Source organism: Mucilaginibacter sp. NFX135 (assembly GCF_048565145.1).
Taxonomy (GTDB): Bacteria; Bacteroidota; Bacteroidia; order Sphingobacteriales; family Sphingobacteriaceae; genus Mucilaginibacter.
In genome coordinates this window covers 3212956-3229064 of record NZ_CP183412.1, presented here as the reverse complement: position 1 = coordinate 3229064, position 16109 = coordinate 3212956, and the positions used below count along the sequence as shown (strand labels likewise).

Genomic DNA, 16109 nt, shown 5'->3' with positions numbered 1-16109 from the left:
CTCGCTCTTCAGGTGACTGGGAAGGCTTAATCGCAATTAAGCAATAAGTCGTAGTATTTTTTCATGAGCACAGTATCGTAGTTTACCAGGGAGCTGTAGGCCTCGGATACCAGTTCGTTGAGGATAGATGAGCCCAATTGGCCGCCTCCGTTGGGAATGGAGTCGTAATATACAATGAGATCTTTTACTCTAATGATCTCATATAACAACAATTGCACAAGGTCGGTTTGCGCGCCCGACTGTATCCCATGCGGATTGTTATTTAGAAAATCTAAAGGATCATTAGCAGAAGAAGTCATGTTTTTTATCAAGCAGGATCGGACTGTATGGTTTTATCAACTATCTCTCAACTTTACTAAAGTTCAAATAAGCCTGTTTTGTTTTAATTTTTTTTCAAAAAAACGTCAACAAAACAGGCTAAATAACAAAACCCTCTTTACGAGGGTTTTGCATGCTAAATTCAATAATTAATTAGCCTTTGGGGCTTCTGGTTTTGGCAATAAAACTTTTCTTGAAAGTTTTAATTTTCCTTGCTTATCTACGTCAAGCAATTTAACCCTTACCTCGTCACCAATCTGGAATATGCCATCCATCGTTTCAATACGACGGTGATCAATTTCAGAAATGTGCAATAAACCATCTTTACCAGGCATAATTTCAACAAATGCGCCAAACGGCATAATTGATTTTACTTTACCTTCGTATATTTCACCAACTTCTGGTTTAGAAGCGATGTTACGGATACGGGTTAAAGCTGCATCGATAGAAGCCTTGTTATCGGCAAATACCTGAACAATACCTTGGTTATCTTTTTCTTCGATAGAAATGGTAGCACCTGTTTCGCGCTGCATTTCCTGGATAATTTTACCACCGGGCCCGATAACCGCGCCAATAAATTCTTTGTCGATCTTGATGGTAACAATACGCGGAGCGTGTGGTTTGTAATCCTCACGTGGCTGAGTAATGGTTTTAGCCATTTCGCCAAGGATATGTAAACGACCATCTTTAGCCTGGTTCAAAGCGTTGGTTAACACTTCGTATGACAAGCCGTTGATCTTTAAGTCCATTTGTACAGCAACGATACCGTTTTTAGTACCAGTTACTTTAAAATCCATATCACCTAAGTGATCTTCATCACCCAAAATATCAGAAAGAATAGCATATTTAGTACCCATTTCGTTGGTAATTAATCCCATCGCGATGCCTGATACTGGCTCTTTAATTTTTACACCTGCATCCATCAGTGCCAATGTACCAGCACAAACTGTTGCCATTGATGACGAACCGTTTGACTCCAGGATATCAGAAACAATACGGATAGTATATGGATTTTCGTCTTCAGAAGGCAATACTTGCTTCAATGAACGCATAGCCAAGTTACCGTGACCAATTTCGCGGCGACCAGCACCGCGGTTAGGACGAACCTCGCCGGTTGAGAAACCAGGGAAATTGTAGTGTAACAGGAATTTCTGGTATCCGTTGATGAAAGCACCATCAATCATTTGTTCATCATCCTTAGCACCTAAGGTAACTGTTGTTAATGATTGTGTTTCGCCGCGGGTAAATACGGCAGAACCGTGAGCAGATGGTAAATAGCCGACTTCGCTCCATATCGGGCGAATCTGAGTAGTTGTACGACCGTCTAAACGTTTACCTTCGTCTAATACCAGGTTACGGATAGCGTCATACTCCACATCGTGGTAATATTTTTTGGCCAGGAATTTAGTCACATCATCTATCTCACCTAAAGTTTCGATATAAGCGTCACGTACTTCTTTAAATTTAGCGCTGCGCTCGTCTTTGGCCGATGCAGAAGAAGCGATAGCGTAAACCTGGTCGTAAGTAGCAGCGTAGATAGCTTTTTTCAGCTCTTCGTTGCTGTTTTCATGGCTGTAAACACGTTTTTGAGTTTTACCAACTTCGGCGGTTAACTCTTTTTGAGCTAAACACTGTAATTTAATAGCAGTATGCGCGAATTTAATAGCCTCAACCAATTCAGCTTCCTGAATTTCTTTTGATTCACCTTCAACCATGTTGATGTCATGCTCAGAACCTGCAACAATAAATTCTAAAGTTGCATTCTCCAGCTGGCTCAGGGTTGGGTTAATCACTAGCTGACCATCAATTTTAGCTACACGAACTTCAGAGATAGGGCCGTTAAAAGGGATATCAGAAACCGACAAGGCTGCAGATGCTGCCAAACCGGCAAGGCAATCAGGCATAATATCTTTATCGGCAGATATTAAAGAGATCATCACTTGTGTATCAGCGTGATAATCTTCTGGGAACATTGGACGTAAAGCACGGTCAACCAAACGGGAGATCAATACCTCATAGTCTGATAAACGGGCTTCGCGGCGTAAAAAACCACCTGGTATACGACCAGTGGCAGCGTATTTTTCCTGGTAGTCAACCGAAAGGGGTAAAAAATCAACTCCCTCTTTCGCTTCCGGTGATGATACTACAGTAGCCAATAACATGGTATCACCCATTTTAATCACTACAGAGCCATCGGCTTGTTTGGCCAGTTTACCGGTTTCGATCTCAATGGTGCGGCCGTCACCTAAATCAATAACCTTTTTAATTACGTTTAAACTCATCTTGTTTTTGTTGTGATGCGCTTTTCATCTTTCGGAACGCATCGATTTTTATGTGTGTGTGTATATATTTGTTCAAAAGTAAAAAAGCCATCCGAATATTACGGACGGCTTTTTAAGAAAAACTTGAAAAACTTATTTGATGATATCCCTAAGCTGTAACGCTTTGATGATAGCACGATACCTTTCAATATCCTTATTGTAAAGGTATGCCAGCAATGCACGGCGTTTACCTACCAACTTTTGAAGTGATAATTGAGTAGAGAAGTCTTTTTTGTTATTTTTTAAGTGCCCGGTTAAGTGAGCGATACGGGTGGTGAATAATGCTACCTGTCCTTCTGCAGAACCAGTATCTGTAGCACCTTTACCATGTTTTGCAAAGATCTCTGCCTTTGCTTCTTTACCTAAATACATTACTTGAATAATATTAAAGCGTGAATGATTAATTAATTGTGGGTGCAAAGATAGTGTTTTAATTCAAAAGTAAAAATATATTGATGGGTTGGTGAGTGGTTGAATGAGTTGGATTGGGTGATTGGGTGATTAGGTTGAATGTGGTGAATAAGTAAATGAGTGATTGGTTGATTAGGTTGGGTTAGTTAAGTAAGTAAATAAGTTGAGTTAAATAGATAATATATCTCGGAGTCATGCCGAATTTTCGGCATCGCATCATACTATTTTGACTTTTGAGTCTTAACTTTTGACTTATAAAGAGTGCGTTGCCTGCGGCCCGGGCTTTCCACTCATACGCCTGCAGGCCTTAGGCTCTGAGCCGGTATCCGCTGCAATCCCTAACGCGGGAATGCGATTCACGCAATCAACATAGTCAACCACTCACTCAATCAACCTAATCAACTATATTTGCCTGATGAATACTCTTGTCCAATACAGCACCTTTGAAACTGAACTCCGTGTACGGCCCGATGATATTGACATGTTTCAGCATGTGCATAACAGCAAATATTTTGATTATGTGCTGGCTGCCCGTTATGATCAGATGGAACGCTGCTACGGCATGGCCATGGAAAAATTCATGGAGCGTGGCTTTGGCTGGGTAATACGTATTGCCCATGTAGATTATAAACGCCCCCTGGCTATGGGCGATTACTTTATTGTAAAAACAGGTATCGAATCAATTAACGAGAAAGGCTGCCGGGTACAATTCACTATCACCAATAAAGCTACAGGCAAAATAAGCTGCGACGGTTATTTTGATTATGTGATGATCGATATGGCCACCGGTCGTGGCGCTAAGATCCCACAGGATGTGATTGATCATTACCTGATATAATATCGTGAATAGTGAGTGCATAGTAGTGAGTTTTTGTCTGAACCTTGATTCACCTGATTAAAGGATTTTAGGATTTTTTCACTAAATTGTTCATCAATTTTACCACGACTCACGACTCACGACTCACGACTCACGACTCACGACTCACGACTCACGACTCACGACTCACGACTCCCTCATACCTATAATAATTGTTATAGAAAAAGAGGTAAGCAATAACCAGGTTTAATGGTATCAGTGCCCAAAGCAAGTGGAACATAATTATCCAAAATAGCACGATAAACAAGCCCAGGATCCATTGCAGGTATTTATCCATATTGAGACCAAACCAATATAGCAGACTGTGGAACAGCAGGGCTATGCTTAATCCAGCCAGCAATAGCTCCAAAGCCATCAGCAGATGAAACCTACTGAAAAGCCAAACACTTTCTGGCAATAATAAAAAGAAATAAACACTGGCAAAGTTTAAAAACAACCGGAACCGGCTGACAGGTAAATTACGGGCGAAGCTTAATTTGGTTTCTTCAAAACGGCGCTCTTCAAATATCAGTACTACATGGGCCGTGATCACCGCCAGTATGACTATACCTGCCACCCTTGTATCGGTACTTACATCGGCAAACAAATAAAACACCCCGCTGATGATCAACCATGATAATCCTTTGGTGATAAAATAAGACACTTTTTTATCGTCAAATATGTGATACACATACAGACTAAAATAAGGCTTGCGCCATTTGCTGCTCCACCTAAGTAAAAGCGATTGTTTATTACTGTCGATCAGGCCATTCATCACGCGCATGTATAGAGCCGCGCTGCACCAGATTATAACACTTAAAAACAGGATGATCACAGCAGGTAAAATATAAAAACGATGTGCAAGCCCTACCCCAACAGCCATCAGCGCATAAATAATAATGGGCGCTAAAATGGCAGCCTGCGTATAATACCAACTTTTACGTTGTTCTACGAGGCTTAATGCTGTACTACTGTAAAACAGGAATTGCTTATCAGGTGCAAAAAGCTGGATGCTTACATAGTGCCAGCTTTTGGCTATATAAATAAGCCATACCGCCAGCACCAAAGCCAGCATCATCGGACTACTGGTCATGGCCAACATTAACGATTTATGGTAGCTTATCAGCATGTTGCCGGGTACTGTACCCACCATTATAAAAAACACAAAAAACAATATCCCCGCATGCACCTGGTAAAAGCCACCGGCAAATATTTTGAGCAATACTTTGGTGAGTGGCTGCTGCATCAGGCAATAAATTTGAGGGTTTGGTCTTCTACCAGTAATTCGCGGGTTATGGGCAGTTCGGCATGTTCCAATGCCTGGTGCGACGATAACAGGAAACTTGTCCCCTCCTGGTTGTAACGTTCGGCTATCCAGCTATTCAAGATTTTTAAAGAAGCAGTATCAATAGTGATGAGTGGCTCATCCAGCAGTATCCATTTCGGTTTCCCCATAAATGCCAATACCAACGATAGTTTTTTAAGCATCCCGCTGGAGTACGTACCAACCGGTCGGTTTACATAAGCCTGCATCTGCATGGCATCTATATAATATTGCTCCTGCCCCGCTGGCGCGCCTTTGACCTGTGCAAACAGCGCTATCAACTCCTTGGCCGTTAAAAACTCTGGGAATATAGGTTCAGCCTCGGCAAAATTTACGAGTTTCCGGTATTCCACAGGTTGTTTTTTGATACTGATGCTGTTATCCAGCAAAATATCACCCTCAAATGATAGTATGCCTGCTATGGATTTAAGCAAGGTGCTTTTCCCGGAACCATTTGCACCCTTTATCCAGTAGATACCCGGATCGATCGTAAGCTCTTCAACATTTAATGCCGGGAATCCGCCGTATAGCTTTTTAAATTTTATAAATTTTAGCATTGATGGTTTGATGAGGAACGAATAACCTTTGTTACAAAAAAGAGACGCAAATATGCGCCTCTACAATAATATAATATTTTTAATTTCGGGATTCGGATGTTCAATTTCGAATTTATTGGGGGATGATTAAAAAAGAATATTTTTCAAATTCCCAAATCGAACATCCGAATTCCGAAATCTCTTAAATCGCTCCTTCTATCAGCGCGCCGTAAAACTCACCCAGATCCATACCTGCTGCTCGTACTTGTTGTGGTATCAGGCTGGCAGCCGATTGCCCCGGAGTGGTATTTACTTCAATAAAATAAAAATCATTTGAACCTTCCAGCAGTATGAAATCTATCCGCACCATGCCTTTACAATTGAGTCTACTGTAAACTTCGGTTACAATATTGGCTATCCGTTCGTTTTGCTCAGCGGTGAGGTCGGCGGGGGTTATTTCTTCAGTTACGCCTGAGGTATACTTGGCTTCATAATCAAAAAAGTCTTTAGAGGTAATGATCTCCGTAGCAGGTAAAACTGTTATTTTGCCATGCAGCCGGGCTATCCCAATACTAAATTCACGCCCTTTGATAAACTCTTCCACCAGGATCTGCTGATCTTCATGAAAAGCTTTTTTTAAGGCATCGGGCAAACCAGCCACATTATATACTTTACTCATTCCCACGCTACTACCACCGTTATTCGGTTTAATGAACAATGGAAATTTCAGTGTAGCGGCAATAATAGCCACATCGTGCATATCCTTTTCAAACAGGCGCATGGAATGAGCGGTGTGCAAACCGTGTATGCCATTTACCAGGGTTTTGGTATAGGCCTTATTCATAGTAATGGCAGATGTAGTGGCATCGCAAGTATTATAAGGTATGCGCAGCATATCCAAATAGCCTTGTACCTTACCATCTTCGCCGGGCGTGCCGTGTATGGTAATAAACGCGAAATCAAATTTTATCTTTTCGCCATTCAGCGTGATAGTAAAATCATTCTTATCTACATCAACCGGACCGTTCTCCGATTCATAAAACCATCTGTCGCGATTAATTAATAAGGTATAAATTTGATATTTTTCGGCTGGTAGAGTATTCGCTATATTCCTGGCGCTGTTTATGGATACTTCATATTCACCGGTAAAACCACCGGCTAAAAGAGCTATGTTTTTTTTCATTTCTGATATCGGATATTCGATTTATTTTGATTTCGGATTTCGGATGTTCAATTTCGGATTTATTTTGATTTGGAACTTTGTATTTTATCCCTTTTGAAGGCCTCTCCTTTTCGATTCCGAAATTAGGATAATAGTGTGGAATATACCAAAATGAAAATCAAAATTCCTAAATAGCCAAACCTAAAATCCGAAATCCCAAATCCGAATTCCGAAATTATCACTATGTTTGATACTTAATTTGACTACAATACCAATGAGCAAATTTGGGGCCTACTTAAAAACAAAATCATTTCGCAATAACATCATCATGGCTATTATTTCGGTAATAGTCATCGTTTTAATAGCTTTTTACAGCCTCGGATACTACACTCACCACGGTGCCGGCATACCTGTACCAAAACTCAAAGGACTGCTGATAGACAGGGCTACAGCCACATTAAAAGAGCAGGGCTTTGATTATAAGATTGACTCGGTTTATGTGCAGGATGTAGCTCCCGGAACTATTGTGGAGCAAGATCCTGACGCGGGCACCAATGTAAAGGAAGGCCGTGTTATTTACCTTACTATGGTTACCCTGCAGGCTCCCAATATTTCGCTGCCAGATCTGGAACAAAGCAGTTACCGTGAAGCGGTGGCAACCCTATCTAACTATGGTTTAAAAATTGGCGACACTACCTATCGCTCCGATATCGCTCGCGACCGTATCCTGGAAGTACGTTTTGGCGGCCAGGTGATCAAAGCAGGCACCAAAATACCCAAAGGCTCGCGTATTGACCTGGTTTTGGGCGATGGCGAAGGTGCCAGTGAAGTGGAGATCCCAGAACTGGTTAAACTTGATCTGGACGCCGCTCGTTTTGCTATCAAAGGAGCCGGCCTTACTATTGGTACTATTACTTACCAGGGAACCATTACCGACTCCACCAACGTGGTTGTAGTATCACAGTACCCTATGAAAACCGATTCGGCCAGTAAAGCCAGTATTGGTACACGTATCAACTTAACCGTAACTCAAGGTACCAAAACGCCAGATGCCCCAACAAATTAATGCTACTGAGTTGCTGGCCCGCCTGGATAATGGTGAGCATTTGAACCTGGTAGATGTGCGCGGGACAATGGAATACCATACCTACAATATAGGTGGGCTCAATATTCCTTTACCAAAACTGGAAGAAGTGATTAGTGACTGGCCCTACAACAAAACAGACGAGATCATCGTTATTTGCAAAGTTGGTTTGCGCAGTAAAACAGCACAAACTATACTGCAGCAAAATGGTTATCTTGACGTTAAAAATTTAAGCGGCGGATTGATAGCCCTCCAAAAACTAAAATAATTAAATCAAGAATCAAGATATTAGAGTCAAAAATTAAGAAAAACAATAGTAATGGGTTAATTTTGCCCAGGTTTTAATATTTCAAACGATGAGGTTTTTACAATCAGCAAAACTTTTTTCATCTTGATTCCTGACTCTAATATCTTGATTCTATAAAATAAATATCTATTTATCATGACTGAACAAAAAGCGCCGTCAAAGGGTATACTCAAAAAATTCATCATAGCCCTGGTGCTCGTTATTATTGTACTGCTGGGCTTTACCGGTTTCAATTATTACTTAAAATACTTTGGCCCCAACGTTACGGGCAAACAAGAATACCTGTATATACATACCGGCGCTACTTATGACCAGGTATTAAAAACCATACAGGAGCAGGATCTGGTGAAAGATACAGCCTCGTTTAACTGGGCGGCTGTAAATATGAACTATCCTAAACGGATAAAACCGGGCCGTTACCATTTGCGTCAGGGTATGGGTAACCGCAAACTCATCAATATGCTGGCATCGGGCACACAGGAGCCTGTTCAGCTGGAGTTTCATGGTTTAAGGCAAAAAGAGCAGTTTGCCGGTTTCGTATCCAAAAAGATCGAGCCCGATTCAACGGCCATAATCAACCTGTTGGATTCTGCAAGCTATGTGTCTAAATATGGTTTTACTGCCGATAATGTGTATACCATGTTTATGCCCAACTCCTATCAATTGTACTGGAATACATCGCCCGAGAAATTTTTTGAAAAGATGTATGCCAATTATGAAAAATTCTGGACACCAGAGCGCAAACAACAGGCAGCAGCACTTAATTTAACCTTGCCACAGGTTTCCATTTTAGCCTCCATTGTAGACGCCGAAGCGCTGCATGACGACGAAATGCCGGCTGTAGCCGGTTTATACCTCAACAGACTAAAAAAAGGCATGACACTGGACGCAGATCCTACTGTAATCTTTGCCCTGAATGATTTTACTATTAAGCGCGTGTTAACCCGTTATCTGTCATATAATTCACCGTACAATACTTATTTGCATAAAGGCTTACCTCCAGGACCTATCATGATGCCATCGGTTGCCGCGGTAAAAGCGGTATTGAACTATCAAAAGAACGACTACCTTTATATGTGTGCCAAGGCCGATTTTTCGGGCTATCATGCCTTTGCCACCAACGTGACCGATCATTTGGTGAACGCGCATAAATTTCAGCAGGCGCTTAACGAGCGAAACATCATGCGCTAATGTTTGAGCATACTACTAAAATACGTGTCAGGTACGGCGAAACCGACCAGATGGGCTATATGTATTATGGCAACTATGCCGAGTTTTATGAAGTTGGCCGTGTAGAAATGCTGCGCAGCCTGGGTTTAACTTACAGTGGCATGGAACAATCGGGCATTATGATGCCTGTACTGGAGCTGAAATGTAAATACCTGAAACCGGCCCTGTATGACGAGGAGATCAGCGTAAAGGTGATCATGGATAAAATGCCTGGCATCCGCATCCATTTCCGGTACGAACTCAGTAACCCCAAAGGTGAACTCATCAATCAGGGCGAAACATTGCTGGTATTCATCAACATGAAAACAAACCGACCCTGCCTGCCCCCACAGGATTTCATTGATAAATTAGTACCATTTTTTAAGTAGATTTGGGTTAATGAGATGGCTTCACCATTTTTTGCTCCGGTTTGGGTTTTACAGGTACTTTGTTGACTGGACAAAAGCTATCATCCTGCCGGGTTTCCGCCCCCTGCCCTTGTATACAGTTATTGTTTTTTTTTACAAGGAAATTGCCAACAGTTCATTGGTTAACCGGGCATCGTCATTAGCGTACAGCTTTATGCTGGCTATATTCCCGGCAACTATATTTTTGTGCACCCTGATACCTTATATTCCTATAAATCACTTCCAGGTTGAATTATTGCGAATACTATCGACCATTTTGCCTACAAACGCCTACCTGGCATTCAGGGACACTCTCATTGATATCATCAAGAACCAAAATGGCAAGTTATTATCATTAGGCTTCTTATCTACGCTATATTTTGCTACCAATGGGGTAACCAACCTCATGAAGGCTTTTAATAAATCGTCGCTGCTCAAAGACAGGCGCAGCTGGATAAAAAGGCGTGGGGTAGCGCTTCTGCTTACCATTGCCATCAGTTTTGCCCTTGTTATAGCCATAGGTATACTTGTGGCAGGACAAACGGCCATAAAATTCATCAGGCGACATTTGATCAGTAAAAGCATCATCTGGTTGTACTCCTTACTTGGTTTGGTACTAAGCTGGGTAGTGATCATCATTATATTTTTTGTAACGGTATCTATCTTATACAGGTACGGGCCGGCTCACAAAAAAAGGTGGAAATTCATTAACCCGGGCTCTGTTCTAGCCACTGGTTTAGCTATATTAACCTCAATAGGGTTTTCCTATTATATTAACCATTTTTCATCATACAACAAAGTGTACGGCTCCATTGGAACCATCATTGTAGTGATGATCTGGATGTACCTCAATTCGTTAATTTTGCTCATCGGATTTGAATTAAACGCCAGTATTGAGCTTTCAAAACGCAACATTCGTATCGTAAAACCCCTTCATAACACCTTTCGGAGTAAAAAAACAGACGCTCCAAAAAATTAACCAACTGAGCGTCAAACGCTTATTCCCCAATATTAAATAATTGAAAAAAAACGGTAAACAGATTTGGTAATTCAGTCGGGATTTGTACTTTTGTCGCCGGAGAGCTGGCAGAGTGGTCGATTGCGGCAGTCTTGAAAACTGTTGAACTGTGAAAGGTTCCTGGGGTTCGAATCCCTAGCTCTCCGCCAAGTATTTTATAATTAGGATCAAAAACGCTGTAAATGAATTATTTACGGCGTTTCTTGTTTTTAGCCCACGCTAAAATAAACCAATAAATCGCTTTTCTCTGGTGACCTGTAGGTGACCTGTAACAAGGAAATGTAGAAGGTCACCAGAACGCTTATAAGTTGCTGTTATTGAGCCTGTTCTATAATTGAACATCTTGATAATAGCTGAATATCTAACTAATTTTATTCACTTAAAAAGCTTCAGCGATGAACAAATTTTTTAATCTCCTCTTTTATGTAAAGAGAACAAAAACTAATTCAGATGGCCTTGCCCCTGTTTACTTACGTATCACCATTGATGGCGCGCGTATTGAAATCTCCTCTAAACGCTATGTCAATCCCGACAAATGGAACACAAACGGCCAGAAATTAAATGGCAATAATGAAGATGCAAAAAGCATCAACGCTTACTTAAAAACATTAGAGCACCAGGTATACGATGTCCATCGGGACATGATAGAAAAAAAATTAACGATCACCGCTTCAAACTTAAAAGACAGGCTACTGGGCGGCAAAACATCGCCAGGAAAAATGTTGGTGCCAATCTTCGAAGAACATAACAGGCAGGTTGCAGCATTAATCGGTAAAGAGTATGCAAAAGGCACCCTTGACCGATATGAAACAAGCCTCAAACATACTAAGGCATTCCTGCTATGGAAATACAATGTTATGGACATTGATATAAATGCAATCGACCATGAATTTATTATGGCTTATGACTTTTACTTGCGCTCAGAAAGAAGCTGTAATAACAACTCCACAGTCAAATACCTGAAGAATTTTAAAAAAATAATTTTGATCTGTATCGCAAATGGCTGGCTGGAAAGAGATCCCTTTGTAAAATATAAGCCAAAAGTAAAAGAGGTCAAAAGAGATTTTCTAAACAGCGAGGAATTAGAAACAATGGCGTGTAAAAAACTGATTAGTGACCGCGTATCGCAAGTAAGGGATATTTTTCTTTTTAGCTGTTACACTGGTTTAGCTTATGCGGATGTAAAGAAGTTAAAACGCACTGAAATAGTCACTGGTATTGATGGCCAGAAATGGGTTTACACGAGCCGCCAAAAAACAGATACAGCTTCCCGAATACCATTGTTAGCCCAGGCAATGGAATTAATGGCCAAATATGAAGACCATCCGCAATGCGCCAATGATGGCTTATTATTGCCGGTATTGAGCAATCAAAAAATGAATAGCTATCTAAAGGAAATAGCTGATGCCTGTGGCATCAATAAAGAGTTGACCTATCATATAGCCCGGCACACCTTTGCAACAACTGTAACACTTGCAAATGGCGTTTCCATTGAAAGTGTATCCAAAATGCTTGGCCATACGAATATCAAGACAACGCAGCATTATGCGAAAATCCTAGATGCCAAGGTGAGTGAGGACATGGGCCGGTTAAAGCAGAAATTTGCAGCGAGGTAATTCGCAGCGGTGTGCTTTTCACATCTGCTTTGGGTAATGAATAATTCATTCCTTATTCACCATGTAAGCAACAACAGCGCGAAGCCGGACAAAATGACAAGGCCGGGCAAGCCATTGAAAAACTAAAAATAACTGCCCGCTTGTATAGCCTTTTCATTTTATCCGGCTTATGCTACCTTCGCGTTTATGGTGAATGAGGAAAATAGTGTTGTTATCTAATTGCAGGCATAACTTACTACTGGTCTTCTAAATTACCGAGGCCTCTACCTGCTTGTAATTTTTATTATCTTTGGCTATATAATATTTATAAATACTTCTGACCTATGACGACAACTGCCGAAAGATCAAATCAAATACACCAGGGCCGCAATGTTAAACGTTTCCGTGAAATGCTCGGGCTAAAACAGGAAGCACTCGCGTTGGAACTTGGAGAGGATTGGAGTCAGAAAAGAATTTCATTGCTGGAAGCTAAAGAGGTTATTGAACCGGAATTGTTATCAAAGATTGCTCAAGCGTTAAAAGTACCCGAAGAAGCCATTAAAAATTTTGATGAGCAGGCAGCCGTAACTTATTTTAACACTTTCAATGACAATAGTTTCAGTAACAGTAATGGCACTTTTCATGCAAACTATTGCACCTTTAATCCAATAGACAAATGGCTTGAAGTGATTGAAGAAAACAAAAAGCTATATGAGCGTTTATTGGATAGCGAACGTGAAAAAGTAGATATACTTAAACAAGCCCTTCAGAAAGGTTGATAAACGCCAAATAGCTATTAAAAAACCGACCACCTGTTTCAGCAAAGTTAACCCGCGAATGCAAAACTGTAAAGGGCTTTCGCGGCATAAATGCACAGTCCCTGTCCCAACCCACTTATTCCACGATCCCTTGGCAGTTCTGCTTTCTGAAGTTGTCAGTTGCTTAACGGTTGATAGGTTGAATAACCATGGTCTATTCTGTTGAAAAAATTAAAGTAACACTGTCTGATACATTTTTCATTCGAACAAGTAGGATAGTTGCCATTTCAATGAATAAAGCTGCTTCGAAGCCTCAAGTTAGAACAAATAGGGAAAGTTTACAGACTAATATTGTTAGTAAAAGCACATAATGTGCAAAAGTAATTCTATTACAACGCTTTGATTACCCGTATCTTTAATTAAAATGCCAACTAATTTGGCATAATTAATCTTTCATAAGATGAGTGCTGTAGAATTAGAAATTAAAACGCGCAAGGTCGTTGAAGAACCACGGATATCTTTAACCATGATGGGTAGATTAGTTGTAGCGTCCGAAAGAGCTAAGCTAACTATTATCAAAAACAGCAAGTACCCATCCGATTTTGTACCAGGGTATCATGAGATGGCTCGCAAATGCATATGTAATGCGTTTGAGGGAAACTTCAAGGATGATTATGATTTGTATTTTGACGAGTTTAAACGAAAGGCTAAAGAATATCGAAAGGCTGCAACTGCCTATCCGAGGGAGAAAGTGATGTACAAAAATAACTTTTACTCTGCCGAAGGTTTGGATGGGATTATTGCAATGGCTACTTTGTTAACGCCGATACTTGAATACTATACATTCTACAGTAACCTCGATCAAAAGAAAAATGCCATCATGCTCAACAGTGTTCGGATCGGCACAATGGCGGACATACATTTGCACGATCAATATGGTTTAGATCATATTGGGTTTCTTAAATTCAATTTCTCAAAGACGAAATTTCCTGCGGAAGAAGCGGCGGTTAAACTCCTCGTTTTAAAAAAATACTATGATAGCAAAAATATTAGCCTCAATCCCCGAGACTGCATTTTGGTTGATGTAGCTTACCGGCGAATTTACAGTTTGGATGGTGTACCTGATGCCACAAAACCGTTGAATATGGCTACTATACTGGTTCGGGACAACTGGTACGTGATTTGAATTTACACCCATTAGCAGCACCATTGCTTATATCTTTCGTATAATAGAGGTATAGGCCTATTTATGCAAGAAATTCAGCACAATTCTTAGCTGAATTAAAGTTGCTTTCCAATCTTTTTGACGAATGAGGGTAATTTAAATGTCTAACACATTTTCGATTGAAAATATTATTCTGGTAACATATATAATGTTATTGTTTTTTGTAATTTTATTAAGAAAAATTCTCTTGCATTTATTAGCAACTTACTTTAATAACCTTATCACCTTTCTCATAATAAGATGGCCAAACAATCAAAACCTTGGACAGATCGCTGGAAAATTGAAAAAGAACTTAATGGAGGTGGACAATGTGATAATTTTCTAGTAACATCGATCAACGACGTTGTACCGGGCAAGTTCGTGCTGAAAGTTATTAAAGATGCCACCATGTTGGAGAGGCGTACTCGATTCTATAGGGAGATTCATTCCTATATAGCTTTAAAACATCCCTTCGTTCCTCAAATAGTTGATCACAATTGTGATGAAACTCCGGATGTAGAGAAGCGGCTTTTCTTTGTTTATCCTTATATTGAAGGTGTTAACCTTGAAGAAAAAATTGATGCAGAAGGACCGCTTTCCTTAGATGAGGCGATTCAGTTTGTATTAAAGATGACAGATATCCTGATTGCTTGTCACGAACTTGGTATTGTTCACCGGGATATCAAGCCAGACAACATTATTCTGAAGGACGGTAGAGTAGCTGAACCACGATTGATTGATTTTGGTCTATCAGCCATGGAGGCAGATGAAGTACTCAACGAATCCGGCGTTATGCAATTGGGTAACCGTTTTTTATATTTACCAGAGCTGAAACACAATAATGGCAACAAACGCGACAAAAGGAGCGACATCACTTATCTTGTCGGCATACTCTTTTATTTATTGACTTCTAAATATCCATCTCATTTCCTAGACGAGGAAGGAAGATATCCTCATCAGCGTGTAGACTTTGAAAGTTTAATTGAAGGCACGGCCAAGGTGAAAATTAATTTGCTTAGGCAACTTTTTGATAGAGGCTTTCAGGTGCAACTGAATAATAGATTCCAAGACATCAATGGTTTGACAGATCTACTTAATAAACTTAGGGATATAAAAGACGAAGAAAAGATAGATTACAAGACCCTAATCATGAGTGCAGCTGACTTATCAAAAGGAAAAGTCGAGGTAGTGTTGCAGGCAATGTATGGACGTCTCAAACAAATTTTCGCTGCATTTCCAGCTAGAAATAAATTCCCCAACGTCAGTATTGGAATCAGTGGCCCCTCAGTTTTGCCACACTGGGACCCCATCTGTATTGCGGGACACTATTATTTGACTGAAAAATTTAAAGGCAAGATTAAGCGGAGCTATATGTTTAAAGTTTATCCCAATGGGGCTGATTATATCCTTTCTATTATTATTGGACAAGAGGAAAAGATAATTCAACGCTTTCAGAGTGTAGCCGACTTGGTTGATGATACAGTACTCGAAAGTATGGAAGATATTATTTGGCCTGACTTCGCCACGGTTCTGACTAAAGAGAGTGAATAAAAGTACGCTCACCTCTTTTCATCTCTTGATTATTGACAAATGTGGCTA

16 protein-coding genes and 1 tRNA gene are annotated in these 16109 nt (G+C 40.5%); 11 read left to right on the top strand and 6 right to left on the bottom strand.

Annotated features, from left to right (window positions below; genetic code table 11):
* Nucleotides 1–26: 26 nt before the first annotated feature.
* From ACNURT_RS13650 to rpsO, 3 genes are all read right to left on the bottom strand, one after another.
* Entirely contained in the window at nucleotides 27–299 is a 273-nt protein-coding gene (locus tag ACNURT_RS13650; protein WP_370995710.1) for a hypothetical protein, read from the bottom strand.
* A 168-nt stretch (nucleotides 300–467) separates the two neighbouring features.
* A complete protein-coding gene (gene pnp, locus ACNURT_RS13645) occupies nucleotides 468–2600 on the bottom strand; it encodes a polyribonucleotide nucleotidyltransferase (RefSeq protein WP_370995711.1) in 2133 nt (710 codons plus the stop codon).
* A gap of 132 nt (nucleotides 2601–2732) precedes the next feature.
* Entirely contained in the window at nucleotides 2733–3011 is a 279-nt protein-coding gene (gene rpsO, locus ACNURT_RS13640) for a 30S ribosomal protein S15 (protein ID WP_370995712.1), read from the bottom strand.
* Nucleotides 3012–3465: 454 nt separating this feature from the next.
* On the opposite strand from rpsO, the gene ACNURT_RS13635 reads away from it, so the two are divergent.
* Entirely contained in the window at nucleotides 3466–3888 is a 423-nt protein-coding gene (locus ACNURT_RS13635; protein WP_419698141.1) for an acyl-CoA thioesterase, read from the top strand.
* Between the two features lie 151 nt (nucleotides 3889–4039).
* Here the strand turns inward: ACNURT_RS13635 and ACNURT_RS13630 are convergent, their stop codons facing one another.
* The 3 genes from ACNURT_RS13630 to ACNURT_RS13620 form a co-directional block, all read right to left on the bottom strand.
* Nucleotides 4040–5152, bottom strand: coding sequence for a hypothetical protein (locus ACNURT_RS13630; protein WP_419698140.1), 1113 nt, complete (start codon nucleotides 5150–5152; stop codon nucleotides 4040–4042).
* Complete coding sequence (locus ACNURT_RS13625) at nucleotides 5152–5787, bottom strand: ABC transporter ATP-binding protein (protein WP_419698139.1); 636 nt, start codon at nucleotides 5785–5787, stop codon at nucleotides 5152–5154. The genes ACNURT_RS13630 and ACNURT_RS13625 overlap by 1 nt, the downstream gene beginning before the upstream one ends.
* A gap of 181 nt (nucleotides 5788–5968) precedes the next feature.
* A complete protein-coding gene (locus ACNURT_RS13620; protein WP_419698138.1) occupies nucleotides 5969–6949 on the bottom strand; it encodes a D-alanine--D-alanine ligase in 981 nt (326 codons plus the stop codon).
* Between the two features lie 253 nt (nucleotides 6950–7202).
* On the opposite strand from ACNURT_RS13620, the gene ACNURT_RS13615 reads away from it, so the two are divergent.
* From ACNURT_RS13615 to ACNURT_RS13570, 10 genes are all read left to right on the top strand, one after another.
* On the top strand, nucleotides 7203–7994 hold the full coding sequence (locus ACNURT_RS13615) for a PASTA domain-containing protein (RefSeq protein WP_419698137.1): 792 nt from the start codon (nucleotides 7203–7205) through the stop codon (nucleotides 7992–7994).
* On the top strand, nucleotides 7978–8280 hold the full coding sequence (locus ACNURT_RS13610) for a rhodanese-like domain-containing protein (RefSeq protein WP_419698136.1): 303 nt from the start codon (nucleotides 7978–7980) through the stop codon (nucleotides 8278–8280). The genes ACNURT_RS13615 and ACNURT_RS13610 overlap by 17 nt, the downstream gene beginning before the upstream one ends.
* Nucleotides 8281–8454: 174 nt before the next feature.
* A complete protein-coding gene (mltG, locus tag ACNURT_RS13605) occupies nucleotides 8455–9510 on the top strand; it encodes an endolytic transglycosylase MltG (protein ID WP_370995719.1) in 1056 nt (351 codons plus the stop codon).
* Nucleotides 9510–9917 (top strand): acyl-CoA thioesterase, encoded by a 408-nt coding sequence (locus ACNURT_RS13600; RefSeq protein ID WP_370995720.1) that lies wholly within the window; start codon nucleotides 9510–9512, stop codon nucleotides 9915–9917. Before mltG ends, ACNURT_RS13600 begins: the two co-directional genes overlap by 1 nt.
* A 10-nt stretch (nucleotides 9918–9927) precedes the next feature.
* On the top strand, nucleotides 9928–10914 hold the full coding sequence (locus ACNURT_RS13595) for a YihY/virulence factor BrkB family protein (protein WP_419698135.1): 987 nt from the start codon (nucleotides 9928–9930) through the stop codon (nucleotides 10912–10914).
* A 98-nt stretch (nucleotides 10915–11012) separates the two neighbouring features.
* Nucleotides 11013–11102: transfer RNA gene (locus tag ACNURT_RS13590), tRNA-Ser, on the top strand.
* Nucleotides 11103–11348: 246 nt separating this feature from the next.
* Nucleotides 11349–12569 carry a site-specific integrase gene (locus ACNURT_RS13585; protein WP_419698134.1) on the top strand — a complete coding sequence of 407 codons (1221 nt, stop codon included), beginning with the start codon at nucleotides 11349–11351 and terminating at the stop codon, nucleotides 12567–12569.
* A gap of 323 nt (nucleotides 12570–12892) precedes the next feature.
* Entirely contained in the window at nucleotides 12893–13327 is a 435-nt protein-coding gene (locus tag ACNURT_RS13580) for a helix-turn-helix transcriptional regulator (RefSeq protein WP_419698133.1), read from the top strand.
* A 439-nt stretch (nucleotides 13328–13766) separates the two neighbouring features.
* On the top strand, nucleotides 13767–14492 hold the full coding sequence (locus ACNURT_RS13575; RefSeq protein WP_419698132.1) for a hypothetical protein: 726 nt from the start codon (nucleotides 13767–13769) through the stop codon (nucleotides 14490–14492).
* Nucleotides 14493–14771: 279 nt separating this feature from the next.
* Entirely contained in the window at nucleotides 14772–16061 is a 1290-nt protein-coding gene (locus ACNURT_RS13570) for a serine/threonine-protein kinase (protein ID WP_419698131.1), read from the top strand.
* Nucleotides 16062–16109: the final 48 nt, after the last annotated feature.

Excerpts from the sequence above, each read along its gene's own strand:
- ACNURT_RS13575 (WP_419698132.1), top strand. The coding sequence starts at position 13,767 with ATGAGTGCTGTAGAATTAGAAATTAAAACGCGCAAGGTCGTTGAAGAA.
- ACNURT_RS13610 (WP_419698136.1), top strand. The coding sequence starts at position 7,978 with ATGCCCCAACAAATTAATGCTACTGAGTTGCTGGCCCGCCTGGATAAT.
- ACNURT_RS13650 (WP_370995710.1), bottom strand. The coding sequence starts at position 299 with ATGACTTCTTCTGCTAATGATCCTTTAGATTTTCTAAATAACAATCCG.
- pnp (WP_370995711.1), bottom strand. The coding sequence starts at position 2,600 with ATGAGTTTAAACGTAATTAAAAAGGTTATTGATTTAGGTGACGGCCGC.
- ACNURT_RS13615 (WP_419698137.1), top strand. The coding sequence starts at position 7,203 with ATGAGCAAATTTGGGGCCTACTTAAAAACAAAATCATTTCGCAATAAC.
- ACNURT_RS13625 (WP_419698139.1), bottom strand. The coding sequence starts at position 5,787 with ATGCTAAAATTTATAAAATTTAAAAAGCTATACGGCGGATTCCCGGCA.
- ACNURT_RS13635 (WP_419698141.1), top strand. The coding sequence starts at position 3,466 with ATGAATACTCTTGTCCAATACAGCACCTTTGAAACTGAACTCCGTGTA.
- ACNURT_RS13620 (WP_419698138.1), bottom strand. The coding sequence starts at position 6,949 with ATGAAAAAAAACATAGCTCTTTTAGCCGGTGGTTTTACCGGTGAATAT.
- rpsO (WP_370995712.1), bottom strand. The coding sequence starts at position 3,011 with ATGTATTTAGGTAAAGAAGCAAAGGCAGAGATCTTTGCAAAACATGGT.
- ACNURT_RS13595 (WP_419698135.1), top strand. The coding sequence starts at position 9,928 with ATGAGATGGCTTCACCATTTTTTGCTCCGGTTTGGGTTTTACAGGTAC.
- mltG (WP_370995719.1), top strand. The coding sequence starts at position 8,455 with ATGACTGAACAAAAAGCGCCGTCAAAGGGTATACTCAAAAAATTCATC.
- ACNURT_RS13600 (WP_370995720.1), top strand. The coding sequence starts at position 9,510 with ATGTTTGAGCATACTACTAAAATACGTGTCAGGTACGGCGAAACCGAC.
- ACNURT_RS13585 (WP_419698134.1), top strand. The coding sequence starts at position 11,349 with ATGAACAAATTTTTTAATCTCCTCTTTTATGTAAAGAGAACAAAAACT.
- ACNURT_RS13630 (WP_419698140.1), bottom strand. The coding sequence starts at position 5,152 with ATGCAGCAGCCACTCACCAAAGTATTGCTCAAAATATTTGCCGGTGGC.
- ACNURT_RS13580 (WP_419698133.1), top strand. The coding sequence starts at position 12,893 with ATGACGACAACTGCCGAAAGATCAAATCAAATACACCAGGGCCGCAAT.
- ACNURT_RS13570 (WP_419698131.1), top strand. The coding sequence starts at position 14,772 with ATGGCCAAACAATCAAAACCTTGGACAGATCGCTGGAAAATTGAAAAA.